This window comes from Mariprofundus aestuarium, from assembly GCF_002795805.1.
Classification (GTDB): Bacteria; Pseudomonadota; Zetaproteobacteria; order Mariprofundales; family Mariprofundaceae; genus Mariprofundus; species Mariprofundus aestuarium.
The window spans coordinates 2,171,784-2,197,656 of record NZ_CP018799.1; the positions used below are offsets into that span (position 1 = coordinate 2,171,784).

Below are 25,873 nucleotides of genomic sequence, written 5' to 3' on the forward strand. Positions count from 1 at the left end.
GAGAGTAGTCACTCTGAAAGTCGGCGCATCTTAACCGCCCCAACGATCTTTTTCACGTGATCAGGCGAATCAATGCTGGCACCCGGGACAGTAAAAGGTACTTCGACCCGCCTGTACCATACGTTTAATCTTTTTTGTGCAACGCGAGCAGGCGGCTCCTTCCCGCCCATAAACCTGAAATGCGTGAGAAAAGTATCCGGGTTTACCCTCTGTATTCACAAAATCACTGATACTACTGCCGCCAGCCTCAATCGCCTCTTGCAACACCTGTTGGATCACATGAATGAGCAGCAGCAGCCTCTTTTTTGATATCTTTCCCGCCGCTCTGGCTGGGTGAATACCCGCTCTGAACAGCGATTCAGCGGCATAGATATTGCCCACACCAACCACATTGGTCGCATTCATGATAACTGTTTTAATGGGTGCCTTCCTGCCCTGACAGACAGCTATAAGGTGGTCACAGTTGAACAGCGGGCCCAGAGGCTCCGGCCCCAGCGTGGCAAACCATGGGTGTGAAAGCAGCTCTGCTGGACTCAGCAGCCCCGCATAGCCAAATCGTCGTGCATCGCGATAACGCAGGCTATGCCCGTCGGAGAGATCAATAGAAACATGTTCATGGGCTCCCTTTTCACTCTGTTGTGACAGTAGATGAAACTGGCCGGTCATACCCAGATGCCAGACCAGTGTTTGCCCGCCACTTAGTTGAAACAGAAGATATTTCGATCGTCTTGCGACCGCTTCAATGCGTTGCCCTACCAGCCCTGTCAGATCAGGAAGCGGATAACGAAGCTGCTTACGAAAACAGGTTACACCACTGATTTCACGCCCCACAAGCAACGGCTCCAGCCCGGTTCGAACGGTCTCGACCTCAGGCAATTCGGGCATTAACTGGCCATCCTTCTCACAAGCCCCTTGCTTGAAATAACGCGGTCAGTAAACAGAACCCCGTCGAGGTGGTCGATCTCATGCTGGATCACCCGCGCCTCAAAACCGATCGCTTCGATACTTTGCCGCCTGCCATGGATATCATCATAACTGACACGAATGGTTTTTGCCCTCGGAACCATGCCCACCCAGTCAGGCACCGAAAGGCAACCCTCCCTTCCCAGCGACTCCCCTTCTACAGATTCAATCTGCGGATTGGCCAGATAGAGCAGGCCATGATTTTTACACGGGCGTAAACTTTCGCTGCAATCAACCACCACAAGCCGGCGGTTTTCCCCCACCTGCGGCGCTGCAATACCGACGCCGCCAGGTCCTGCCCGCATCGTCACCTCCAGCCGCTTAAACAGATGGCCAAGATCATCATCAAAGGACTCGACAACCAGCGCCTTGCGGCGCAGCCGCTCATCCGGGTGTTTCAGGATTTCGAACTGCATGATTGTTACAGGTTATGATCAGAGAACAGCGTCATCCAGTTGATGCACATCGATATCGATATCGAGGTCACCAGCAACATTCTTCAGGGCAGCCTGCATCGCCTCGCTTTGATCGGAAGCCGCCACTTCAAGCACCATCAGGTAGACATCACCCTCATCAGATTCACGCGACTGGGTCGACACATCAACAATAGCGACATTCAATGATGCCAGCGCATTGGTCACCGCATGTACGATGCCTACTGTATCTGCGCCATGTACAGTAATGACATGATCCGGCTCCTGTGCCTGACAGGAGGCCTCCTCGTCACTGATCACCTGCGACTGCACGGTCAGGCGTGTGCGCTGCTCAAGCTCCGCCAGTGCCGCTTTAAGCTCACCGATACTTCTGTCTTCAGGTAGCTTCACAATCAACATCATCGTGAAACGGCCACGCAGGGCAGTCATCGATGAATCCTCGATGTTGGCCTTCAGATGCAGCATCGATTCGGCCACATCACGAACAATGCCCGGACGGTCGTGCCCGGAGATAGATAAAAGTACATTCGACATAGATGCCCCCTGAATCTTTGGCACTCAGGCTATGAGGCCTATCAATTTATTTCAATTTGAATTGTTATGATGAAATCAGACTGTGAATGAAACACCGCAGCCGCAGCTGCCTTTCTTGTTCGGATTGAGATAAACGAATGCAGATGAAAGCACATCCTTCTGGAAATCAAGCTTAAGGCCGGCCAGAGCCCTAGTATAGGAGTCACCATCGACATAGAGAACAAAGCCATTAAAGGCCTGCTCAAGGTCACCGCTTTGCGGTCCGTCCACCGTATCCATGACATATTCAAGGCCTGAACAACCAGCCTCCTTCACAGAAAGTCTTAGCCCTTTTTTTCCTGCAGCGGCGACAATCTCGCTGATACGTGTCACAGCCGATGTAGTCAGTTCAATATCCATTGTTCCACCTTTTCATATGCTTAAAAGTTGTTGTGCAGAGCTTTCAGGTTTACGCGGTGATTCCGGCCATGCCTTTGAGTCGCTTATCGGCACTCACCAGCGCCTCAACCAGTGCCAGTGCATCATCGCTGCTATTATCCGGGCCAAAGCTGACACGCAGTGAACTCCTCGCCTTAAGCTCGGAAACCCCCATCGCCAGCAGCACATGCGATGGCTCGCGTTTCCCCGATGAGCAGGCTGAACCCGAAGCCACGGCAAACCCAGCCAGATCCAGTTGCATCAACAGTGTCTCACCATCGAGTCCCGGTAGAATAACCAGGCTGGTATTCGGTGTACGTGAGGCTTGCAGTGAAACCACTTCAGCACGAGGCAGGCGCTTGCCCAGCTCTGCCTCGAACAGGTTTCGCACCGCTTCGCAGGTTGAAAAGTCTACTTTGCCAAGTGCCGCAGAAAACCCTGCAATGCCCGGTACGTTCTCGGTTCCGGAACGACGTCCGCGCTCCTGGCCACCGCCGGGTGCCAACTCTGTGAGCTTCACACCCCTGCGAACCAGCAGAGCACCGACACCTTTGGGGCCACCGATCTTGTGCGCGGAGAGACTCATGAAATCGATGCCCAGGTCATTAAATCGAACTGCTTTTTTGCCCAGCATCTGCACAGCATCAACCAGCATGGGAATAGAGGCTTTGCGGCAGAGCGCTGCCACCGCTTCAACAGGTTGCACCGCACCACTTTCGTTGTTGGCATACATCAGACAGACAAGCCGCGTCTCTTCATTGATAGCTGCCGCCATACTTTCGGCTGTAACGACACCGTCACCATTCGGACGAAGCTTTATCAGTTCCCACTCCGGGTTAGCAGATGCAAACGTCTCCAGAGGTTTCAGGATAGCTGGGTGCTCAATAGCCGTTGTGACAATCCGGCCCGGCTTGCTTGTGGAAAGCACGCTGTGAATGGCAATGTTATTTGCCTCAGTTCCGCCCGATGTATAAACGATGCCGCCCGCCTCTGCGCCAATAAAGGCGGCAAGCTTGTCTCTTGCATCGTCAACGATCCGGCGTGCAGCCCTTCCGGCCCAGTGAAGACTGGAGGGATTGCCAGGCGCAGCATTTGCAGCTTCAACCATGGCCTCCAGACTTACCTTCAGCTGCGGATATGTGGCGTTACAGTCAAGATATCGATGCAATATTCACCTTCGCTTCATGGGTTGCAGGCTTGAGGAGGTAGTTCTCAACATCGCCAAGCTCCACATTGTCAAGGGCTACCTCCTGGTTGCAGACCTGCTCGAGGCTTACCGCATCAAGAAAACGGTAGATATGCTGCCCCAGCGACTCCCACAACTCATGTGTATCGCAACGGTTGCCACGATGGCAGCCGCGCACTCCATTTTCACACATGGTGGTTCGAACCGGTTCGTTCACTGCACGAATAATATCGGCAACAGAGATCTCGGTCGATTCCTTGGCAAGCAGATAACCGCCTCCGGGACCGCGTACAGAGCGCACCAACCCTGACTCACGCAAGCGACGAAACAGCTGCTCAAGGTATGAGAGTGAAATAAACTGACGCTCGGAAATCGCAGCAAGTGTCACAGGACCCTCTGTCTGCTGTTTGTTAAGGTCGACCATTGCCGACACGGCATAACGCCCTTTACTTGTTAATCGCATATGAACCTCCAGATACAATAACCGCGTAAAAAACTCGGATATTATAAAGCAGACCATTTTAGTCAAGTATTATCCAACTACATGAGTCGAAGGATACAGCGGAATTCCCGTTGTGCTGAAGCTTAAAGGTCAGCCGGACAGGGTTTAAATGCCGCCACCGAGGAAGCGCTCCAGCTTCTCCTGCTCGCTCAAACGATCTTTATCAAGCTCATCTGAAGCTTTCGCCTTCGCACCTTTGGCATCGGGATGGAAGGTGTCAACGCGGGCATTCACATCATCGATCATCTTCAACACATGACCGAGCGCTTCAGCGACAGGGTTAGCCAGAAGATGGTGATCGAGATTGATTCTTCCATCCTCGATCAGCGACTCGGTTGTCGCCACCACTGTGCCGGGGATACCTACAACCGTAGAATGCTCAGGAACATCGCGAAACACCACGGAGTTGGCACCAATTCGTGACTGCTTACCAATTGTAATTGCCCCCAGCACCTTCGCACCCGCACCTACAATCACACCATCATGAAGTGTGGGATGACGTTTAATCTTCTCCCATGTTGTGCCACCAAGGGTAACGCCATGATAGAGCGTGACATCGTCGCCAATTTCGGTTGTCTCACCAATCACGATACCCATGCCGTGATCGATAAAAAAGCGTCGACCTATCGTGGCTCCAGGATGAATCTCAATGCCGGTAAGAAAGCGGGCCATATGCGAGATAAAGCGGGCCAGCCAGAAAAAATGACGACGCCACAGGGCATTGCCCATACGATACATCCAGATGGCATGCAGCCCCGGATAGCAGGTCAAAACCTCCAGAGCCGAACGAACGGCTGGGTCACGGTCATATGCGGTGCGTATATCTTCTTTGATAGCGGTTAACATGTGCGAATTCTATCACAAATTTTATCAAGTGCCTGCTCAGGAGCAGCAACAGTCCAGAGTTTGCCGGCAGAAAGGTACTTCGCCGCCCAGCCGGAAACTTCAGAAACCTCAACCGCTCTGATTTGATCCAACCACTGTAGTGGTGAAATCAACACAGGTTCATCAAGCCGACCACCAAGATAGAGCATCTGCCCCTCTACCGAATCAAGGCCCATACGCAGCTGCACCTCCAGCTGTTTACGTGCCCTCTCCACCTCATCCGGAGTGATGCTGTCGGAAAAATCGTTTAAAAGGGAGGAGAGCAACGAAACGCACTCCGCAGCCCGCTCTGGCTCTGAACCACAGGTGACGCTCCAGGTTCCGACATCACTGAGCGCATTCAGATGTGAACCGATACTGTAGGCAAGGCCGCGCTTCTCACGCACCTCGCGAAACAGCCTTGAACTCAAACCGCCACCGAGCACCTGATTGGCCAGCCATGCCACCGGACGCTGTTCCGATGAAGCATTGATACCCGCAACTGAAACAACAAGCTGCGCCTGTCCCCCTTCCCGTTTCAATGGCTGCAAGCCTGTCGCCATAGCTGGAGGCTGCTTGCGCAAGAGAGGTTCGCCAGCCTTTCGCCAGTTGGCCTCTCCCACCGCATCAACCAGATCCTGATGTTTAATATTACCTGCCGCCGTAACCAGCATGCGCGGCGGCCGATACCAGTGCATCAGAAAACCGGAAAGGTCCTCAATCCCTATTGATGCCAGAGAGTCATGCGAGCCGAGTACCGGCTTACCGATGACATCACCCGGAAAAAGACCCTCCACATGCTGATCGGTGACCCACTCCTCCGGCGTATCTTCCACCATGGCCATCTCAGCAAAGATCACCTCACGCTCTCGCACCCACTCATCAGCCGGAAGGGCTGGCTCCTGCACCATCGCAATCAGGATATCCAGCGCCTCACGCCAATGCTCATGCAGCACATGCAGATGGAAACAGGTACGCTCCCTTGAGGTATAGGCATTGGCATTACCACCCAGTTCATCGAGTTTCTCAGCGAGTCTGTCGACATCCAAATCTTTGGTACCCTTAAACAGCATATGTTCAAGGGCATGGGTAATACCCGCCTCATTGGGAGACTCATCACGACTGCCAACATCGATAAAGATGCCAAGTGCTACACTCTGGGATTCCGGCATCTCGTGACTCAGCACCAGCGGGCCATCCGCAAGATCCGTCTCCTGATAATAATCTAAACTCATCATTGGCCTCAAATAGAAAGAGGCAGGCACAAGGCCCGCCTCTTTGCAGCTTGCAAGTGGAGCATTAGCTCTCGGATTTTTCGTCGAGAAGCTCTTTCATGGAGAGGCGGATACGACCATTACGATCTACGTCCAGCACTTTCACACGAACTTCCTGACCTTCTGAAAGCTCATCAGCCACTTTCTCAACACGATGGTTGGCAATCTGAGAGATGTGAACCAGACCATCAGTGCCACCAACAACACGAACAAAAGCACCGAAGTCCATCAGCTTCACAACCTTACCAGTGTAAATAGCGCCAACTTCAACCTCAGATACGATATCTTCGATCATCTTCTTGGCAGCTTCACCTGCTTCACCTGTTACAGCAAAGATCTTCACTGTGCCGTCATCTTCGAGATCAACCTTGGCACCGGTTGCTTCAACGATGCCGCGAATCACCTTACCGCCAGCTCCGATCACTTCGCGAATCTTGTCCGCTTTGATCTTCATGGTGATCATACGAGGTGCATGGTCAGCAATAGAACCGCGTGGTGCCTCGATGCACTTGGCCATCTCATCAAGAATGTGGATACGACCAGCATGTGCCTGACCCAGCGCTTCCCTCATGATCTCACGGGTCAGGCCGCCGATCTTGATATCCAGCTGCAGCGTGGTCACACCATCACGGGTACCAGCCACTTTAAAGTCCATATCGCCGAGATGATCTTCATCACCTAGGATATCAGTCAGTACGGCATAACCGTCAGACTCAAGGATCAGGCCCATGGCCACACCTGCAACAGCTGCCTTGGTAGGTACGCCAGCGTCCATCAATGCCAGGGAGGTACCACAAACAGAAGCCATCGATGATGAACCGTTGGACTCAGTAATTTCAGATACGGAGCGGATCGCATAACCGAAATCATCCATTGCAGGCAGAACAGCTTCAATACCACGACGGGCGAGACGGCCGTGGCCGATCTCACGACGTCCCGGAGGGCCGAAGCGACGTGCTTCACCTACAGAGTATGGCGGGAAGTTGTAATGCAGCATGAAACGCTGTTTGGCTACGCCTTCCAGAGATTCGGTCATCTGCATGTCAGATTCGGTACCGAGTGTAATGGTAACCAGCGCCTGTGTTTCACCACGGGTGAACAGCGCGGAACCATGGGTGCGAGGCAGAACGCCGATCTGGCAATCAATGGCGCGAACCTGATCGGTCGAGCGACCGTCAATACGCGGGTTACCGGCAATGATAGAGCGACGAACAACGCTCTTCTCAAGGTTCTTCATTGCAGAGCTCACATCGTTAGATGAGAACTGGCCCGGATTCTCTTCAGTTCCAGCTAACTTCTCCTGTGCCGCAGCACGGAAGGCGTCGATCTTGGCTGCACGCGCAGACTTGTCGACAATGGCATAGGCCTCACGAACGTCAGCTTCGAATGCTGCATTCACAGCGTCCTTCACCGCATCGTTACCAGCCAGCTCTACAACAAGCTTCTCTTTACCGGCAATCTTCACCAGCTCTTCAATCGCATCCAGTACAGGCTGATAGCCTTCCTGACCAAAGATGATCGCATCGATCATCTGCTCTTCAGAGAGCTCTTTGGCTTCTGATTCAATCATCAGTACCGCATCGCGTGTGCCGGCAACAATCAGGTCGAGATCGGACTCTGCAATCTGTTCATAGGTCGGGTTGAGTACGAACTCACCATTGATCAGGCCAACGCGGGAAGCCGCAATCGGCTCAGCAAATGGTACGTCTGAAATCGAGAGTGCAGCAGACACACCGTTAATGGCGATGATATCAGGGTTAGTGCTTTCATCGGCAGAGATGACAGTCGCGATAACCTGAGTCTCGTGGAAATAACCTTTAGGGAACAGCGGGCGGATTGGACGGTCAATCAGACGGGAGGTCAGCGTCTCCTTCTCCGATGGTCGACCTTCACGCTTGAAGAAACCGCCAAGGAAACGGCCTGCTGCATATGTTTTTTCCTGATAGTGAACAGTCAGCGGCATGAAATCCACGCCCTGCAGTGGCTGCTTGGCAGCGGTTGCAGCAACGTGAACAACCACGTCTCCAACCTGAGCCAGAACCGAACCACCGGCCTGTCGGGCTACACGCCCTGTTTCGAATGAGATTGTTTGGCCAGCTACTTCGGCCTTGCTAGTTTTTACATCAAACATGAATTACTTCCTTATTAACGCGCTGTCTTTGGCGTGGATAAAACCGGTATAAAGAAAAAAGGCGGCCCGAAGGGGCCGCCTGAAACTGTTTACTTACGCAGACCCAAGGCTTCGATAAGGGTGCGATAGCGCCCGAAGTCTTTACCTTTGAGGTAACCGAGCAAGCTGCGACGCTGGCCGACCATCTTAAGCAGGCCGCGACGTGAATGGTGATCTTTATGGTTCTCTTTAAAGTGGTTCTGAGAGAGCTGGTTAATACGCTCAGTTAGCAGAGCAACCTGTACTTCTGGTGAACCTGTGTCGCCTTCACTGCGACGAAATTTCTCAATAATTGTGTTTTTTTCTTCCAGCGCCAAAGACATGAACGTTCTTACCTCTTATTTTCTTTCCTTTTCATTAGGGCGGCGAACCATAGCGACAGGATTCAAGGCATGCAATTATTTATTACACCAAGTGTAAATCCGCCACATCCCTAATGAACCAACAGCAAATGGCCAAGCACTATATTATATAGATGGGCAAACCTGTTCTTATCAAGACCCGCTGTTACAACAACGGCTGCGAAAGAGACCGCATTACTCCTTTGGTGCAAGTCTTCCAACCACAGCCGCACCGACGGAGTCGCCGAATACATTGACGGTTGTGCGGCAGCGATCAAGGAACCAGTCGATAGCGAGAATCAGGCCGATCCCCTCCAGTGGCAACCCAACCGCCTCCAGCACGATCACCATGGTCACCAGCCCCGCCTCAGGGATACCTGCAGCACCAATGGCTGCCATTGTTGCCGTTACCAGCACCAGCATCTGCTGGCCGAAACTCAGGTCCATACCATAAGCCTGCGCGATAAACAGTACGGCTACTGCCTCATACAGGGCTGTACCATCCATATTGATCGTAGCCCCCAGCGGCAAAACGAAGCGGCGCGCCTTCTTATCCACGCCGGCCATTTTCACCCCCTCCATGGTCAGTGGCAGTGTGGCGCTTGATGAAGCGGTCGAAAATGCAGTCATCAGTGCTGTGCCCATATGCCTGAGGTATTCGCCTAGCGGGCGGCGCGCCAGTACTATTAATATAATCGATAACACCGCTGCATGTGTGAGCAGGCCGGATATCACAGCCATGGCATATTTGGCCAGCCCTGCCAGCTGGGCAAAAAAGGCCTCGCCGCCTCCCGCTGAGCCCAGCTTGGAGGAGATCAATGCAAATACGCCAATCGGTGCAAACACCATAAGCCACTCGACAATCTGCATCATCGCCTCATTCACCCCTTCAAAAAAGGCAACCACAGGCTTACCGCGTTTGCCCAGTGTGGAGAGGGCCGCCGCAAGTAAAATGCAGAATACGATGATGGGCAGCAGCTTCATGTTGGCTGCCGCATCTACAATGTTGGGATTCACCAGAGAAAGAATCAGATCGGTAACGCCAACATCCCCAACTGCAGGTTTCGGAGCTTCACCCGCTCCAGCCAGATCGACTCCGACACCCGGCTGCCAGAGATTAGCCATCACCAGACCGATGGATACTGCAATCAGCGTTGTTACAGCATAGTAAGCGATGGAGAGGCCGCCCATGCGCCCCAGCTTGCGCACATCACCAAGGCCGGCCACGCCGGTAATGATGCTTGCCGCCACCAGCGGAATGATCAGCATTTTCAGACTGGTTAGAAACAGCTCCCCCAGCCATGCCACCGAGACCATCGCCTCGCCCCAGATGTAACCGGAAAAACCGCCGGCCACAATGGCAACCAGCATCGCAAGCAGAAGCCTGTTCTCAACGACACGTTTCATACCAGGGCTCCCGTTTCCATGCTGCGATAAACCTCTGCCACCCCTTCCGGCTGGCAGACCAGCAAAATGTCACATCCTGCCCTCTTCGCCTCGCGAACCGCATGCGGCACATCCTCGCCCACCCCTTTCATGCAGAGGTCATCGCTCCAGATTTTGCCTTTAAAACCGAGCCTGCCGCGCAACACCTCCTGCAGCCAGTAGGGTGAAAGGGTTGCCACGCAGTTCTCCACATCGGAGTAGATCACATGCGCTGTCATCACATGCTCCAGGTCGCAGGCGATCAGGCGCGCGAACGTGTCGGCCTCTTTCAGGATCGTATCCCGCGGAGCCGTCACCTCAGGCACCGCCACATGCGAATCGGCATTGGCGCGCCCATGGCCTGGAAAATGTTTGCCCACCCCTTCGATGCCGGCATCGATCAGGCCGCGCAGGCAGGCATCACCAAGGGCTGCGACGATTTCGACACGATTCGAATAGGCACGTTTACCGATAATGGCGTGGCCTTCGGCATGGAACAGATCGAGATCCGGTGCGCAGTTATGGGTGAAACCCAATGCTTTCAGCGCTAGGCCTGTTTTCAGGTTGTCCTCATACACAGCCTGAATGGCTGCACCTGCATCCTCCAGGCACATTGCTCCATATTCAGCTGGATGGAGGCGGCAGTTAAACGGGGTCCACGGAATACGGTTGACCCTGCCCCCCTCTTCATCGATGGCGGCCCATGTATCAGCCCCGGTGCATACCCGAACATCGTCCAGCAAAGCCTTTACCTGTTCAGGGCTATCGATGTTGCGGGCAAACAGAATCACACCCAGTGGTGGCCTCTCCTTCAGCCAGAGACGCTCCTGCTCTGTGAGCTGTAAACCCTGCAATCCGATAATCAGCTGTTTATTCATAAAATAAGATGCTCCCCAAACCACGGTCTGAAACCTGCACTTCAGATACCCCTCAATACAACCTGCCTGTGCACTGCACTACAAGTGCGGATAAGCAGACACTCGCTTGCATCCAAAACAAGGTGTTCACGCTTATAATATTAAAGAGCCTTTGATTTTGGCCGATATATTTATCATGTGGAGTCATTTTATAAGGCCCATCATGGGTGGTTTCTGAGAGCGACAAGGAAATCAATATCATGGAAATGCATAACCAACATATTTGAATGATTGTGGGATGTTAGAGGAAGCATGGTTCATATACCCGTAGCCCCCGCCGGGAGACGGCACACTGCAAACCGGTGGCATGTAGGCACTGAAGAGGAGTGACAGCTATCAGGTGCCCAAATTGAACGCTTCTGAAATTAAACTCACCCTTTTAAAGCATACGAGGGAACAACACATGGAAAATCAGTTTCGCGCACTCTTTCCTGAAAAGGCGACAACCTGGGTTTACCCATGATTGAATCAGGTTTTGACCGCGAATCAACGCTCGCGTTACTCTCTTTATGCAGTGAACTACCTTCACTGCCCGACCGCTTTTTGAAAATTCAGAAGGTCATCCAAGACTCGGACTCAGATGTGCAAGATCTGGCTGAGATCATTCGCAGCGACCAGGCAACCTCAACCATGATCCTTAAAGTTGCCAATTCAGTTGCTTTCAATCCAGCCAACATCCCTGTCGGCGAACTCAGCAAGGCTATTACCCGGCTAGGCTCACGTGAGACCGCACATATCGCCACCACGATGTCGCTGATGTATGGCATCTGTCTGCCCACAGGCATGGCTAATATCCGTGCATTCTGGACCCATGCTTTTGGTGTAGCCATGCTCTCCGAACACTTAGCCAAACAGTTCGACCCGAATCAGGAAAACTGCAGCCATGAACTCGCATTTATGACGGGTCTTTTGCACGATATTGGCCGGGTCGCCCTAGGCTTGCGCGTGGACCTCTCTTACTTTGAAAGGGAAACGGGACACCTTTATGGCGATGACTTGATTCAAGCGGAAGAAGATTACTATGGCATCAACCATAACGAAGCAGGCATGCATCTGTTACGCATGTGGAATTTACCTGAGGATATGTGTCTGGCTATCGGAGAAAGCCACAAGCCTGAATCTTTGTTTCTGGCCAAGCTTTGCAACACAGCAAAAAAATATGTACAAACACACCTTTCTGAATGCGCTGCACTTGAATGCATGTATGAAAAAGTCACCGAGTCGCTGGTGGAGAACCCTATAGACCTAGAGCCATTACCATAGTCTGGAGAAGGGGCTGCAACGAGCAACCTCCACACAGGTAATTGGGCTATCTGACCCCGACTGAGGTGACAGAAACTTGGAAACTCCACTGTAATAAAAGAAGTCCCCTCCAGTTATACTGTATTGCCTCCAGTAATGCTGTAGTATTGACGCCAGCCTTGCTGTAATGCCTGCCCCGCAACCAGAATGCGCCAAACAATGTGATGTTAAAAATGCCATGGAGATAAAGAGATGTTCCGAAAGTATTCGCTTTGTTTTTTAGCCGCGGCACTCTGTTTTCTTCCAACGCTTTCTCTGGCTGCCAATGACTCAGTCTCTTTACACTTAAGGTGGAAACACCAGTTTCAGTTTGCCGGTTTCTACATGGCTTTGGAGAAAGGTTATTATCGCGATGTTGGCCTTGAAGTAACACTGATTGAAGGCGGTCCGGATAAGTCATCTGTACAACATGTGCTGAACTCAAGGGGCGGTGCGTATGGCGTGACCGGTACCGGTGCAATGATAGAGCGCGCCGACGGAAAGCCAATTAAAGCTCTAGCTGTAATATTTCAACACTCCCCCTTGGCACTGCTTGTGACGAAAGATTCAGGTATTCGTACATTTTCAGATCTGCGCGGTAGGCGGGTCATGCTCCAGGAAGGTCAACAGAACTCAGATGTTATAGCAGCCCTGAAAGCCATAGGCATGACTGAAAAAGATATCATCCGGCAGAATATAAGTTATGACATTAATGATCTAATTACAGGTAATACAGATGCCTTCAGCTCGTATGTGACCGACCAGCCCCATCAACTGGATTTACTCGGCGTTTCCTATCACACGTTATCCCCAAGAACCCATGGCATAGATTTCTATGGCGATATTTTAATCACTTCGGATGAAGAGGTTCAAAAGCATCCGGAGCGAACAAGAACCTTCATACAGGCAAGTATACTTGGATGGAATTATGCCCTAGAGCATATGGATGAAACAATCGACCTGATCCTGGAGAAATACAACACTCAGAATTTCCCAAGAAGCCAACTTGTTTTTGAGGCAAAAGAGTCTGCCAAACTGATCATGCAGGATGTGGTCAAAATCGGTTACATGAACAGTCACCGGTGGGATCGGATTGCTGCTACTTATATAGACCAAGGTTTCATATCGCCTGACTATCAGGTTGCTGACTTCATATATCAGCCCGAAATTACATTTGCAGACTTATTAGGCAAAGACATGTGGAAATTTGCCGTGTTTTGCATGCTCCTCATACTTTTAATTGTGGGCTTGCATTCATTGCGCTTGCGAAGAGCCGTTCACAGCAGGGCCGTGGAACTACATAAAGAAAGAGAGCAGCTGCAGGAAAATGAGGCGAAACTGCGCGGCCTCTACGAACTGTCACCACTGGGGATTGCATTGACCGATATGAAAGGGTGTTACCTCGAGTTCAATCAAGCCTTCCAAGACATATGCGGTTACTGCCATGAGGAGCTTCAGACTCTTGATTACTGGACCCTGACACCAAAAAAATATGCTGAAGATGAGGCAAGGCAATTAGAGTCACTCCAGCAAACCGGTCGTTATGGCCCCTATGAGAAAGAGTATCTCCGTAAAGACGGCTCTTTGATTCCTATTCGACTCAACGGCCTGTTGATCAAGGACCATGAAGGCAGGGACTGCATCTGGTCCATTGTTGAGGACATCACTGAGCGCAAGCTTGCTGATGAACGGTTGCGTAAGCTGTCTCAGGCTGTCGAGCAAGCAGGCGAATCTGTCATCATTACCGATAAGCATGGGACGATTGAATATGTGAACAGTTCTTTTACAAGAATAACAGGCTATTTACCTAAAGACGTCTTGGGCAATAATCCAAGGGTCCTGAAAAGCGGAAATCAAAACCCGGAATTTTATAAGCTTCTATGGAACACCATCTCAAGCGGCAACATCTGGCATAGTGCAATCATTGACCGACGAAAGGATGGGAGCCAATACCCGGCATTGATGACTATCTCTCCCATCTTGAATGAGGGTGAAGAGATTACTCACTATGTAGGCATTCAACAGGACATGACGAACCATGAGGCCCTTGAAGAAAAGTTTCGCCAGGCTCAAAAGATGGAAGCGCTTGGAACTTTGGTTGGCGGTATCGCCCACGACTTTAACAACATGCTGGCAGGCATGACCGGCAATCTTTATCTGGCCAAGAAAAAAGTCGCGGATTCTCCTGATGTGATAGAGAAACTGGAAAATGTGGAAGCACTTAGCTTTCGAGCCGCCGAAATGATCAAGCAGCTGTTGGTCTTTGCCAGAAAAGGCAATGTTAAGATGACCCCTTTCGGTTTAACCTCTTTTCTTAAACAGGCATCCAAGTTGAGCGAGGCAAGTATTCCTGAAAGCATTAATATTCACTTTGATTATTGTCATGAAGAGCTTGTAATAAAGGGTGATGGCACCCAACTTCAACAAGCGCTCATGAATCTACTAAACAACTCCCGTGACGCATTAGAGGATGTACAGAATCCTACGATTACCGTGACGCTTGAAGAGTTTGAAGCTGACGAGAGCTTTATAAATAAACACCCTGACACCTGCGGCAGCCTATTTGCACATCTGACAGTTCGTGATAACGGCTCTGGGATAAGCGACACCGAAAAAGAACATATTTTTGAGCCCTTTTACACAAGCAAGGAGGTTGGAAGTGGAACGGGACTAGGGCTCCCCATGGTCTATGGGGCGATTCAAAGCCATGGTGGAATACTTGAAGTAGAAAGCGGTGTCGGAAGCGGAACTTCTATTCATATCTACCTCCCACTATTGGAGGAACATAAGATTGAGGTTATTTCTGAAGAGTATACTGAAGTGGTTCCAGGTAGTGGTGAGTTAATACTGATCGTTGATGACAATGCTGATATTCGAAAGACCAGCAAAGAGGTATTGGAAAAGCTGGGTTACCAGGTAATGGAAGCTTCAGATGGCCTTGAGGCAATCGAACAATTCACCACGAATCAGGACAGCATATCGCTGATCATCATGGACGTAGTGATGCCAAACTTGGGGGGGGTGAAGGCTTCAGAACGCATTAAAAAACTCCGTCCCGATGTGAAGGTGATTTTCGCTACCGGCTATGATAAAGATGAAACCCTGAAGGATGAAATGCCTGTAGATAAACACATGATTCTTTCCAAGCCTTATAACATTGTAAAACTCAGCCAATTAATTAGAGAACAGTTTAATTCGTAAGCAGATGATATGCGAAACCCAAGCCTCTTCTTCTGGCCGAAAGCGCTTATTCAGAAATTAATTAGAGCCGCCTCATTCCAATGGCACCCTGTTTTTTTTTGCCGCAAACCATATTCGGGTAACAAGCATATGAAGCTACCTACTAGGCCTAACTGAGTAGCTTCGAAATAGGGTCGGGAGAACTCATCAATAGAACAGCCCCGGTTACAACTGTGAGAAGCACGCCCACCCATATTACTTTCCACATGGGAGAAGCATTTTTAAACGCTCCGATAGCAACCGACAGAAGCGTGAGTCCAAGAATCGCCAATATTGCCAGCACCAAATAACTAACTAAATCCATACACCCTAACTTAACCCCTCATCATGCGATTGCAATCCCAATCCACTCTCACCTGATATCCATACGCACATCCAGTTTGTCGCGCAGGGCATCCCCCAGCAGGTTGACCGCCATCACCAGCGAAAAAAGCACCAGACCAGGCCAGACCACCAGAGAGGGAGAGACCAGCATCAGGCGGGTGCCTTCACGAATCATTGTACCCAACGATGCATCGGGGGGCTGCACACCAACACCAAGAAAGGAGAGCCCCGCCTCACCGATTATCACGGCGGCCAGTCCGAAACTCGCCTCGACCAGCAGGGGGGCAGCAATGTTCGGCAACAGATGGCGCACAGCGATATAGCCAACACCCGAACCGTTGGCGATGGCCGCTTCAACAAAAGGAGCCGACCTGAAGGAGAGAACCTGCGCCCGGCTAAGGCGGGCAAATCCAACCCAGCCGACAGCGACCAGTGCTATCACCAGATTCTCGATGCCGGGGCCGAGCATCGCAGCCAGTGCAATAGCCAGCAGTATACCTGGGAAGGAGAGTACAATATCTGCAAAGCGCATCAGCAGCGCATCGGTCCAGCCGCCCATCCATCCGGCAAGCATGCCCAACAAGATTCCGACCAGACTGCAGAACAGTACAACAACAACGCCAACCATCAGGGAGAGCTGCAGCCCCTCCGACAAACGGGCCAGCAGGTCACGGCCAAGCGCATCGGTACCGAGCAGGTGACCTGATCCCATAGAACCGAGCACGATATCAAGGTCAATGGCATGTCCATCCAGGCCACTGACTGCGGCTACAAGCAGAATCAGCAGCGGAAAGGCAAGGCAGAGCCCCGCCAGTCTCAATGCAACTTTAGACAAGTGCATCTCCCTGCAGCCAAGAATATTCCATTTGCGAATCTTCTAACCAACATTGCGCTGCCTCGGATCGAGCCATAAACCCAGCAGATCAGCCAGCAGATTGGCCAGCACGTAGAAACTGGCAATGACCAGCACACAACCCTGTACCAGTGGATAATCACGGCTCTGTATCGCCTCAATGGTCAGAAGCCCCAGTCCCGGCCAGTCAAAAACAGTTTCGGTAATCACCGCGCCACCCAGCACCGCCCCCATCTGCAGGGCAAACATCGTGACCACAGGAACTGCAGCAAGGCGTGCAGCATGCCGCCACCAGATTATCCGCTCGGAGAGACCAAAGGCGCGCGCCGTACGCGTGGCATCCATGCTCATCGCCTCAAGCCACGAGGAGCGGGCCATGCGCGACAACACAGCAGCAAGCGCAGTACCTAAAGTGATGGCAGGAAGCACAATCGACCCCGGCTGATCCATCCCTGATACCGGCAACCAGCCAAGGCCAACAGCGAAGAGCAGCATCAGTAGTGGCCCGAGCCAGAAATTGGGGATCGAAACACCGATCAGGGAAAAACCCATTGCCGCCACATCCTGGCTTTTGCCTGCATGCCTAGCCGCCCAGTACCCCAGAGGCAGCGCCAGCAGCACAGCCAGCAACAAACTCACAGAGGCCAGGTATGCCGTAGCTGGAATGCGCTCAACAATTCGGTCAAGTACCGGGCGATGATCGAGCAGACTATTGCCCCAGTCACCACCGACCAGGCCGACCAGGTAGTGGCTGTATTGGTAGAGCATCGGCTGATCAAGGCCAAGGGCGATACGTAACGCCTCGCGGTCGGCCTGCATGGCAGCTTCCCCCAGCAGGGCATCGACCGGGTCACCCGGCACAAGATGCAGAAGGAAGAAGACCAGTGTCGCCACACCCAGCAGCGTGGGGATGGCCTGAAATAGTCTGGTAAGCATGATTCGCCCGAACACACGGCCAGACTACCCCGGATTGCTTGTCTGACCAGCCCCTCTAAACAGCAGTTTAAGGCAGAAAGAGCCTTGCCTTCATTCGCCTCTGGAGACAGCTTGTCGCTTATGCAGACACAGCACTTTGACAGCGATGAGATTGCCAAGTTCGAAGCGATGGCCGAGGAGTGGTGGGATCCCACCGGCAAGTTCAAGCCGTTGCACAAAATCAATCCGATTCGACTCGATTATATCGACCAGCAGGTGAAACTCTCCAGCGCCACGGTGCTGGATGTCGGCTGCGGTGGCGGCCTACTGGCCGAAAACATGGCCGCACGCGGCGCAACCGTCACCGGCATCGACCGCTCCCCCAAGGCGCTTGGTATTGCACGCCTGCATAGCGAGAAGTCCAGCGTAGCTGTTGAATATGTGGAAAACGATGCTGAAACCTGGGCCAAAAGCCATGCCGAATTCTATGATGCCGTCACCTGCCTTGAGGTACTGGAGCATGTGCCCGACGTACCGCGCACCGTGGCTGCATGTGCCTCAATGATCAAACCGGGCGGCCACTTCTTTTTCGCCACCCTGAACCGCAATCCCACCTCCTACATCAAGGCGATTCTGGGTGCAGAATACATTCTCGGCTGGCTGCCCAAAGGGACGCACGAGTATGCCAAGTTCATCAAACCTTCGGAGATGAACAGCGCACTTCGCGGAGCCGGGCTTGAGATCAAGGAGCTGAAGGGTCTCTCCTATGCCATGCTGAGCGACCACTTCTCGCTATCGGATGACCTGTCGGTTAACTACCTCGGCTTCGCCATAAAACCGGCCTGACCACGCATTAACCGCCCCCCCCCAGCCAACTCGCCACTGCAGAGTGGACGGTTAGAAAATGTCAGATAGCTTGCCTCCCCATGCCACTGCTGCCCCGCCTGCTCCATATCGCCATCGCTCTCTCCCTGTCTCTTCTGGCAAGCAACGCTTTTGCCGCGCCCGTAGATATTGCTGCTGATGAGATTTCCCGTACTGCAGATGGTGTGATCGTTGCCAAAGGCAATGTAGTCATTAAAAGGGGAAGTGAAACCCTGAGTGCAGATGAGGTGCTCTACCGCAGCCAGCAGCAGATTCTGGAGGCGCGTGGCCATGTGGTGATCGAATCACCTCAGGCGACAATCCACGCTGAAGATGCCGTGATGCAGACCAACAGTAAAACCGGCAACCTGAACAAGGCAACGATCATACTTCCCGGGGGTGAACGACTGGTTGCCGAACGGGTCAGGCGCATTGATGACCAGCGATTTGAGGCCGAGGAGCTTACCTTCTCGGCATGTCCGATTGATGAGGAGTCGTGGCGGATCGCAGCCAGCAAAGCACTGCTGGACCAGGAAGATGGCAGCCTGACTACGCACCACGGAACCTTTGAGGTCTGGGAAGTTCCCGTGTTTTACACACCATGGTGGCAACAACCGCAACGCCGCAAATCGGGACTTCTCATGCCCACTGTCGCTTCTGGAAAAAGGCGCGGCACGGAAGTCGCCGTGCCACTCTATCTGGCAATGGACCCGAACTGGGACCTCACGTTAACCCCCCACTGGATGAGTGCGCGCGGTGTAATGAGCGATGCCGAGTGGCGACATATTTCAGGATGGGGGCACGAGAAAATCCATGGCGCTATCATTGATGACACTTTTGTGAATAAACAGCGCTATCATTATGATGGAGAGGTTCACTGGAAACTGCCCGCAAACCTCGCTTTCGATGCTGAGGGTAATTATGTAAGTGACCCCGATTACCTGGCTGATTATGCCACAGAGGAAAGTATCAGCGCCCGTTACCTGAGCAGCCACGCCACCCTATCGCAGGGGATCGCCTTAGATGGCCTCACAGGCAACTGGCTACTGCAGGCCCGCCACCAGCAGAATCTGCTTCTGGCAAACAACAAAACCACACTGCAGATCCTGCCAAGAGCAGCAAGTAACATGCAGTGGGAAGTGACCCCGAACCTTCTTTTTCACCTTGATCAGCAGACCACGCGTTTTGACAGAAAAATAGGTGTAGATGGCTGGCGCATGGATCTGCACCCCTACATTGAGATCCCATGGCAGCTTGCAGGGGGCGGTATTTCTGCGAACCTGCAGTTCGGCAGTCATCACACCCGTTACTGGCTGCAGCAAACTAACCTCGCCGACAGACTTCCTACCCGTTCAACAAAAGAGGCCAGTCTGGAGATTCGCAGTGATTTCGAGCGCATCAGTAGCGAGCGCACCTGGCGGCACACCCTTTCCCCGATTCTGCGTTATGACTATATCGATGCCCCTGACCAGAGCACACTGCCCAATTTTGATTCGGGCTTCGGACAACTGACATGGAGCAGTCTGCTCTCAGGCAATCGTTTTGCCGGTTTCGACCGCATTGAGAAGAGCAATCGCATCAGCATGGTACTGGAGAGTCGCCTGCAACATAAATCCGATGCGGAACAGGCAGCCCGGGACCTTCTCATTCTCCGCGGTGGTGCCTCTTACGATCAGCGTAGGGTAAGTGTCGACCCCGCCCTGCAGGCAGCACCAACGCGCCCCTTCTCCAACCTTCTCGCAGAGGCCATCTGGCATCCTGCAGCTGGATTCCATCTATCCGCCAGAGGCCAGTACAACCCGGCTGACCGCTACTGGGCTACAGGCCATGCCAATGCAGGCCTCTACAGCTCCAGCGGCAACGCTCTGAATATTGGTTATGCTTATACCGATTCAAGGTACACCACCAGAGCACAAACAATCAGCGCAAACGGCAGCCTTCGCATAACCGATCGCTGGCATGTTGCTGCCAACTGGCAGTACGACACCCTGTTGAAACTCTCCCAGCAGACCTCAGTCGAACTGAAATATCAGCACCCATGCTGGACTATGGGCGTTGAGGGATATCGCACCAACCGCCCCACAGGAACAAATGCTGCAGCCAGCTATGGCTTCCGAATCTTGCTTGAATTCAAGGGACTCGGTAGCGTCGGTTCGTGATAGTTCCCCTTACTTCCCAGCACTGGAAGTAAGGCTTCATAAAGCCCATCAACCGGAAAATTCAGCACTCTCATTCCGCTGATTTAAGCCGTTCGCAACAAACACCCAGTGGAGGTTCCATGCGTTTCACCATTTTGCTGACAGCGATACTGATGACAGTCTCAGCCGCCAGGGCGGAAACCTTTGACTCGATCGCAGCAGTCATCAATCACGAAGCGATCTCCTGTTACGATATTCAGCGTGAGACCAACGATGCGCTTAAACAGCTGAAAGCCAGCGGTGCTGAGCAACAGGCCTCACGCGCAGAGATAGGCCGCCGCATTCTGGAGAGCAAAATCGTCAATACCCTCCAGCAGCAGGAAGCAGCCAAGCTTGAACTCACTGTAAGCCATGAAGAGGTTGAGCAGGCCGTTCAGAATACAGAGCGCCAGAACAATCTGATGCCGGGCCAGCTTGAACAAGCACTCGCCATGCAGGGCATGGATTTTGACGAATACAAAAACAAACTTCGGGATCAGATTCTGGTCGGTAAGCTGATTAATGTTGCTGTGCGAAGTAAAGTAAACATCAGTGAAGAAGCACTACGCGAATACCACCGTAAACACCTGGCCAATCCAAAACCACGTAGGGAAGTGCAGCTGGCCCAGATATTCATCCCTCTATCCAGTGAGCCATCTCCTGCAGAGGTCACCCTTGCTCGCAACAAAGCACACGACATCCATGCTCAGCTATCCGCCGGAAAGGCGTTCAGGCAGCTGGTGGCACTTTACTCCGAGTCTCCAGAGCGCCAGCAGGACGGCATCATGGGCTGGTTCATGGAAGGCGGTATTTCTCAGCGTTTCACCCCTGCACTGGAGCTGCCTATTGGTGCTGTTACTCACCCCATAAGGTCCCCTTCTGGCTTCCATATTCTTAAAGCAGTGCAAGAGCGCTGGAAGGAGCCCGAAGCTACAGGCGAAAGCTATGACGAGGTCCATGCCAGGCACATTCTGCTTCAGATCCCCTCCTTCAGTGATGACAAAACACGTTTAAAGATTCGCCAGCGTGCGGAGAGAATTGCCGTTGCGATGAACGGTGCCAGCGACGAGGAGTTCATCGCTCGTGCCAAGGAGTCCTCACAAGGCCCCAGCGCCAGCCAGGGTGGTGATCTCGGCTGGTTCCGACGTGGTATGATGGTTCCTGTCTTTGAGGAGAGTGCCTTTGCGCTTAATGCAGGAGAAACCAGTGGTGTTGTCGAGTCCAGCTTTGGACTTCACATTATACGCACCGTTGCCAAAAGACATGTTGACCCGAACTCACTGGAGGCTCACCGGGATAATATCACGCAGATTTTGACCAATGTTGATATGCAGGAGAGGCTTCCCCGCTGGATTGAAGGACTGAAGTCCAGCGCCAATATCGAAATCCGGGACTGCAGCAGCCTTGACGCCCTGCCGCTGCCAGCCGAGCCAAAATCTCCAACTCAGAAATCTGCGCAGGATGCTCCTGGCACCACTGAAAAATAGCGCACGCCGATGAAGCCTTATTTAATTACTGTCGGAGAACCTGCCGGCATTGGCCCGGACTGCATCATCCGCGCCCTGTCAGACACCCCTTCGGCTTTTCAGGACTGTATTGTTGTCTCCCCATCCTGCTGGTTGGAGGAGCGCGCTAAAAGTATCAATATAAAGCTAAGCTTCAAAGAGTTTTTCTCTTTAAGTGAAGCTGAGAAATATGAAACTGAGCAACACCAAATACGATGCTGGAACCCTCTTGCCAGCACCCCATGCGGCCCAGTCACTGCTGGAGCACCTTCGCCATCCACAGCTCTGGCGGTCATTCAATGTATAGAGAGTGCGACAATAGCGTGCCTGAATGACCGGGCCGCTGCGCTGGTGACCGGCCCGATCGAGAAGGCAATCCTGAAAGCCCAAGGGTTTCAATTCCCTGGCCACACCGAATTCCTCGCCCACCTCTCCCGTCCGCAAGAGTTACACGAAACAGACCCAATAGATTTTGTCATGATGCTGGCATCAGAAACGTTGCGTGTTGCGCTGCTCACCACCCACATGGCACTCAGCAAGGTCCCGGGCTCACTCTCCATTCAGGCGACCCTCGACTGCCTGCGCATTGTCCACCATGACCTGAAAGAACGCTTCGGCATTACTGAGCCCAGGATTGGGTTATGCGGACTTAACCCTCATGCTGGCGAGCAGGGTCACTTTGGCAGTGAGGAGCTGGAGATTCTCGGGCCAGCAGCATCTATTGCCACCTCAGAAGGGATCAATGTCTCCGGCCCTTTTCCTGCTGATACCCTTTTCTCTGCAACCAACAGGAAAAACTTCGATGCCATTGTATGCTGCTACCATGATCAAGCTCTGATTCCGATCAAAGCCTTAAGCTTTGGCGATGCAGTTAATATCACGCTCGGCCTGCCATTTGTACGAACCAGTGTCGATCACGGCACTGCGCTTGACCTTGTCGGCAAGGAGAACGTATCTTCATCAAGTCTTCTCGCCGCCATTGCCATGGCCAAGAGAATGACTCGTCACGCATAAACGCAGGAGGTGGATATGCAGATCAATGAACTTGCAGGCCAGCTGCTACTAGCCACCCCATCCCTGCATGATCCCAGCTTTGCCGATACAGTCGTGCTCGTATGCCATCATGATGGTGAAGGCGGCATGGGATTGATTATCAATCGCCCGCAGCAGATCACTGTTCCCGATGTCCTTGAAGACCTCGGCATTGAAATTGAAGGGGAAACTCCGTCGAATGCAGCAGAAGAGGCAGGGATTCAGCATGTTTTTGAAGGAGGGCCTGTAGATTCATTTCGTGGCTTTGTGCTGCATGACAGCTGGCATATTTACGAATCGACCATGCAGATATCTGAAGAGCTGAACCTGACCTCATCCCGTGATGTACTGGAAGAGCTGGCACGCGGCGAAGGCCCCGAACACTACATGCTTATCCTCGGCTATGCGGGCTGGGGAGCAGGGCAACTCGAACAGGAGCTGACTGACAATGACTGGCTTATTGCACCTTCCAGCCGCCATATTGTTTTTCAGGAGCCTCCGGAGCAGCGATGGGCATTTGGCGCACGTTGCATGGGCATTGATCGCCGGGAGCAACTCTCAGATCAGATCGGCCACGCCTAGATTCTGCCCCTATTCTGAAACTCAGCCCGCCTTTTCTATAATCGAGTCGTCAGCAAACCCTCGTATTTATCGCCTGCACCAATGCATTACCAACACTCTGCATCAACTCCTCATCGGAGGCCTCAACCATGATACGCAATTTCGGCTCAGTGCCTGACATGCGAACATTTACTCGCCCCTCACTGCCAAGACTCTCTTCAGCATCACGGATGAGTGCCTGAACCTGGGTATCAGCCAGCACATCCCGGCGTTCAGGCATGACAATATTCCACAGCTTCTGGGGGAATAGCTCCATGCCCGCAGCCATCTCCGAGAGCTGTTTCTGCTGTTCGGTCATCGCCGTAAGCAGCTGCAGCGCTGTCATCAGGCCATCACCGGTCGTATTGTGGTCAAGCAGGATCATATGGCCGGACTGTTCACCACCAAGATTGCATCCTTTATCGCGCATCATCTCCAGCACATAGCGGTCACCCACATCGGCCCGGAACATCTCCAGCCCCATGGAACCAAGATATCTCTCAAGCCCCATATTGCTCATGAGGGTGGTTACAACCCCGCCGCCACTCAGCTGTCCGTGACGATGTTCGTGCTCGGCAAGGATTGCTATCACACGGTCACCGTCGATAATCTGCCCATTCTGATCACAGGCGATCAGGCGGTCCGCATCACCATCAAGAGCCAGCCCCACATCTGCCCCGCTCTCTACCACACGGCGTATCATGTGCTCTGGATAGGTTGATCCGCACTCCCGATTGATATTATAACCATCCGGCTCGACGTGCATGCTGATCACATTGCACCCCAGTTCATGCAATATCCGGGGTGCAACGTCATAGGCTGCGCCATTGGCGCAGTCGACAACGACCTTCAAGCCATCAAGGCGCAGCCCTTTAGGCAAGGAGCCTTTGAGGAACTCTATGTAACGGCCACGTGCATCATCGACACGCGCAGCCTTACCGATCTCCAATGCAGGCGGCAGTGGTGGCAGTGCATCCAGACACGCCTCAATCTCAAGCTCCACCTCATCAGGCAGCTTGAAGCCATCTGCGGCAAAGAACTTTATGCCATTATCGCCAGCGGGATTATGCGATGCGGAGAGCATCACACCCGCATCAGCCCTGAGGCTGCGGGTCAGGTAGGCCACTGCAGGGGTCGGAACCGGCCCAACCAGCAACACATTCATTCCCTGAGCAGTCAATCCGGCACAAAGTGCTGATTCAATCATATAACCGGAAAGGCGCGTGTCCTTACCGATAAGAATATGCGGCTTATGATCCAGATGACGGGTAAGCACATGACCCGCAGCACGACCCAAAGAGAGGGAAAATTCAGCAGTCATCGGCGTCTTGTTTACGGTTCCCCGCACACCGTCGGTTCCAAAGTAACGCCTCATTTCTTTCCTCCAGTTAAGTCATTGGGAATCACAGGTGCCTCTATTTGAAGAAGCTCACCCTTCACTTCAATCTCTACCTTGCTGTCCACCAGCCGAATAGCTTTACCGGACGGGCTCTCAACACCCGTTTTCACTCTGAACAATCCGTTCTTTAACTCTGGCCTGATCGGAGTGGTTTCAACCTTACTCAAGCTGTCCAGCCACACTTCCGGCCCTGCCAACTCAACCTCAATGGGCACAATTGAGACCAGCCTCACCTTCCAGCCTTCAGGCAGCTCAAAGTGGGCATGCAGTGGCATTGAGCGCGTGATGACCCTGTCCACCTGCAGCTCAATCCGGTCAGGCTGCACCTTCTCAATACGCACACCTGCAGGCACCGCCAGTGCTGTCAGCTGAAGAGACCTAGCCACAACACCCGGCGTTGTAATATCGGAGACATCCAGTGGCATGGTTAACGCCTTCTGGCGCAGATCCTTCAACCGGCTCTGTAGCCCTTTAACCGTCACGCGGACATGATCAGGCAGGTCGTTTACAATCACCATGTCAGCAGGCAGTCCCTCAACCTGCAACGGAACTTCAAGGCTTGCAGAGCCTTCACCCTGGCCATGCACCTGCAGCCATAGCGCAACAGAAATAATCATTGCCCAGAGATGCAGCTTATAACTGCGCAAGAACCCCAT

General features: G+C 52.7%; 23 protein-coding genes. 7 read left to right on the plus strand and 16 right to left on the minus strand.

The window, feature by feature from the left end; all coding sequences use genetic code 11:
* Positions 1-69: 69 nt before the first annotated feature.
* The 12 genes from mutM to nagZ form a co-directional block, all read right to left on the minus strand.
* On the minus strand, positions 70-885 hold the full coding sequence (gene mutM, locus Ga0123461_RS10480) for a bifunctional DNA-formamidopyrimidine glycosylase/DNA-(apurinic or apyrimidinic site) lyase (protein WP_100278286.1): 816 nt from the start codon (positions 883-885) through the stop codon (positions 70-72).
* Positions 885-1,379, minus strand: coding sequence for a peptide deformylase (gene def / locus Ga0123461_RS10485; protein WP_100278287.1), 495 nt, complete (start codon positions 1,377-1,379; stop codon positions 885-887). The genes mutM and def overlap by 1 nt, the downstream gene beginning before the upstream one ends.
* An 18-nt stretch (positions 1,380-1,397) precedes the next feature.
* A complete protein-coding gene (locus Ga0123461_RS10490) occupies positions 1,398-1,931 on the minus strand; it encodes a glycine cleavage system transcriptional repressor (RefSeq protein ID WP_100278288.1) in 534 nt (177 codons plus the stop codon).
* A 75-nt stretch (positions 1,932-2,006) separates the two neighbouring features.
* Positions 2,007-2,330: a HesB/IscA family protein gene (locus tag Ga0123461_RS10495; protein WP_100278289.1), complete on the minus strand. Its 324-nt coding sequence runs from the start codon at positions 2,328-2,330 to the stop codon at positions 2,007-2,009.
* 49 nt (positions 2,331-2,379) lie between these two features.
* Entirely contained in the window at positions 2,380-3,516 is a 1,137-nt protein-coding gene (locus tag Ga0123461_RS10500; RefSeq protein ID WP_100278290.1) for a cysteine desulfurase family protein, read from the minus strand.
* On the minus strand, positions 3,500-3,997 hold the full coding sequence (locus tag Ga0123461_RS10505; RefSeq protein WP_100278291.1) for an Rrf2 family transcriptional regulator: 498 nt from the start codon (positions 3,995-3,997) through the stop codon (positions 3,500-3,502). The genes Ga0123461_RS10500 and Ga0123461_RS10505 overlap by 17 nt, the downstream gene beginning before the upstream one ends.
* A gap of 144 nt (positions 3,998-4,141) precedes the next feature.
* The gene (cysE, locus tag Ga0123461_RS10510) at positions 4,142-4,882 is read right to left on the minus strand and encodes a serine O-acetyltransferase (protein WP_100278292.1); all 741 of its coding nucleotides are present in this window, start codon (positions 4,880-4,882) and stop codon (positions 4,142-4,144) included.
* Entirely contained in the window at positions 4,876-6,135 is a 1,260-nt protein-coding gene (locus tag Ga0123461_RS10515) for a M16 family metallopeptidase (RefSeq protein WP_100278293.1), read from the minus strand. The genes cysE and Ga0123461_RS10515 overlap by 7 nt, the downstream gene beginning before the upstream one ends.
* A gap of 64 nt (positions 6,136-6,199) precedes the next feature.
* Positions 6,200-8,305, minus strand: coding sequence for a polyribonucleotide nucleotidyltransferase (pnp, locus tag Ga0123461_RS10520; protein ID WP_100278294.1), 2,106 nt, complete (start codon positions 8,303-8,305; stop codon positions 6,200-6,202).
* An 89-nt stretch (positions 8,306-8,394) separates the two neighbouring features.
* Positions 8,395-8,667, minus strand: a complete 273-nt coding sequence (gene rpsO, locus Ga0123461_RS10525; protein ID WP_100278295.1) for a 30S ribosomal protein S15 — start codon at positions 8,665-8,667, stop codon at positions 8,395-8,397.
* Between the two features lie 213 nt (positions 8,668-8,880).
* Entirely contained in the window at positions 8,881-10,092 is a 1,212-nt protein-coding gene (locus tag Ga0123461_RS10530; protein WP_100278296.1) for a dicarboxylate/amino acid:cation symporter, read from the minus strand.
* The gene (gene nagZ / locus Ga0123461_RS10535; protein WP_100278297.1) at positions 10,089-10,988 is read right to left on the minus strand and encodes a beta-N-acetylhexosaminidase; all 900 of its coding nucleotides are present in this window, start codon (positions 10,986-10,988) and stop codon (positions 10,089-10,091) included. The genes Ga0123461_RS10530 and nagZ overlap by 4 nt, the downstream gene beginning before the upstream one ends.
* Positions 10,989-11,486: 498 nt before the next feature.
* On the opposite strand from nagZ, the gene Ga0123461_RS10540 reads away from it, so the two are divergent.
* Together Ga0123461_RS10540 and Ga0123461_RS10545 are read left to right on the plus strand one after the other, a co-directional pair.
* On the plus strand, positions 11,487-12,290 hold the full coding sequence (locus Ga0123461_RS10540) for an HDOD domain-containing protein (protein ID WP_100278298.1): 804 nt from the start codon (positions 11,487-11,489) through the stop codon (positions 12,288-12,290).
* Positions 12,291-12,521: 231 nt separating this feature from the next.
* The gene (locus tag Ga0123461_RS10545) at positions 12,522-15,509 is read left to right on the plus strand and encodes a PAS domain S-box protein (RefSeq protein ID WP_100278299.1); all 2,988 of its coding nucleotides are present in this window, start codon (positions 12,522-12,524) and stop codon (positions 15,507-15,509) included.
* A gap of 391 nt (positions 15,510-15,900) precedes the next feature.
* Here Ga0123461_RS10545 and Ga0123461_RS10555 read toward each other — a convergent pair whose 3' ends face one another.
* Both Ga0123461_RS10555 and Ga0123461_RS10560 read right to left on the minus strand, forming a co-directional pair.
* Positions 15,901-16,707, minus strand: a complete 807-nt coding sequence (locus tag Ga0123461_RS10555) for an ABC transporter permease (protein WP_232710164.1) — start codon at positions 16,705-16,707, stop codon at positions 15,901-15,903.
* Positions 16,708-16,749: 42 nt separating this feature from the next.
* Positions 16,750-17,676, minus strand: coding sequence for an ABC transporter permease (locus tag Ga0123461_RS10560; RefSeq protein ID WP_100278302.1), 927 nt, complete (start codon positions 17,674-17,676; stop codon positions 16,750-16,752).
* A gap of 105 nt (positions 17,677-17,781) precedes the next feature.
* Here Ga0123461_RS10560 and ubiG point away from each other — a divergent pair, with 105 nt between their 5' ends.
* The 5 genes from ubiG (at position 17,782) to Ga0123461_RS10585 (ending at position 23,800) form a co-directional block, all read left to right on the plus strand.
* A complete protein-coding gene (gene ubiG, locus Ga0123461_RS10565; RefSeq protein ID WP_100278303.1) occupies positions 17,782-18,486 on the plus strand; it encodes a bifunctional 2-polyprenyl-6-hydroxyphenol methylase/3-demethylubiquinol 3-O-methyltransferase UbiG in 705 nt (234 codons plus the stop codon).
* 80 nt (positions 18,487-18,566) lie between these two features.
* The gene (locus tag Ga0123461_RS10570; RefSeq protein WP_100278304.1) at positions 18,567-20,663 is read left to right on the plus strand and encodes an LPS-assembly protein LptD; all 2,097 of its coding nucleotides are present in this window, start codon (positions 18,567-18,569) and stop codon (positions 20,661-20,663) included.
* 119 nt (positions 20,664-20,782) lie between these two features.
* The gene (locus Ga0123461_RS10575) at positions 20,783-22,168 is read left to right on the plus strand and encodes a peptidylprolyl isomerase (protein ID WP_100278305.1); all 1,386 of its coding nucleotides are present in this window, start codon (positions 20,783-20,785) and stop codon (positions 22,166-22,168) included.
* Between the two features lie 9 nt (positions 22,169-22,177).
* Positions 22,178-23,200, plus strand: a complete 1,023-nt coding sequence (gene pdxA / locus Ga0123461_RS10580) for a 4-hydroxythreonine-4-phosphate dehydrogenase PdxA (protein ID WP_100278306.1) — start codon at positions 22,178-22,180, stop codon at positions 23,198-23,200.
* Between the two features lie 15 nt (positions 23,201-23,215).
* Positions 23,216-23,800, plus strand: coding sequence for a YqgE/AlgH family protein (locus Ga0123461_RS10585; protein WP_100278307.1), 585 nt, complete (start codon positions 23,216-23,218; stop codon positions 23,798-23,800).
* Between the two features lie 49 nt (positions 23,801-23,849).
* Here Ga0123461_RS10585 and glmM read toward each other — a convergent pair whose 3' ends face one another.
* Both glmM and Ga0123461_RS10595 read right to left on the minus strand, forming a co-directional pair.
* On the minus strand, positions 23,850-25,193 hold the full coding sequence (gene glmM / locus Ga0123461_RS10590; RefSeq protein WP_100278308.1) for a phosphoglucosamine mutase: 1,344 nt from the start codon (positions 25,191-25,193) through the stop codon (positions 23,850-23,852).
* Complete coding sequence (locus Ga0123461_RS10595; RefSeq protein WP_232710165.1) at positions 25,190-25,834, minus strand: CdaR family protein; 645 nt, start codon at positions 25,832-25,834, stop codon at positions 25,190-25,192. The genes glmM and Ga0123461_RS10595 overlap by 4 nt, the downstream gene beginning before the upstream one ends.
* Positions 25,835-25,873: the final 39 nt, after the last annotated feature.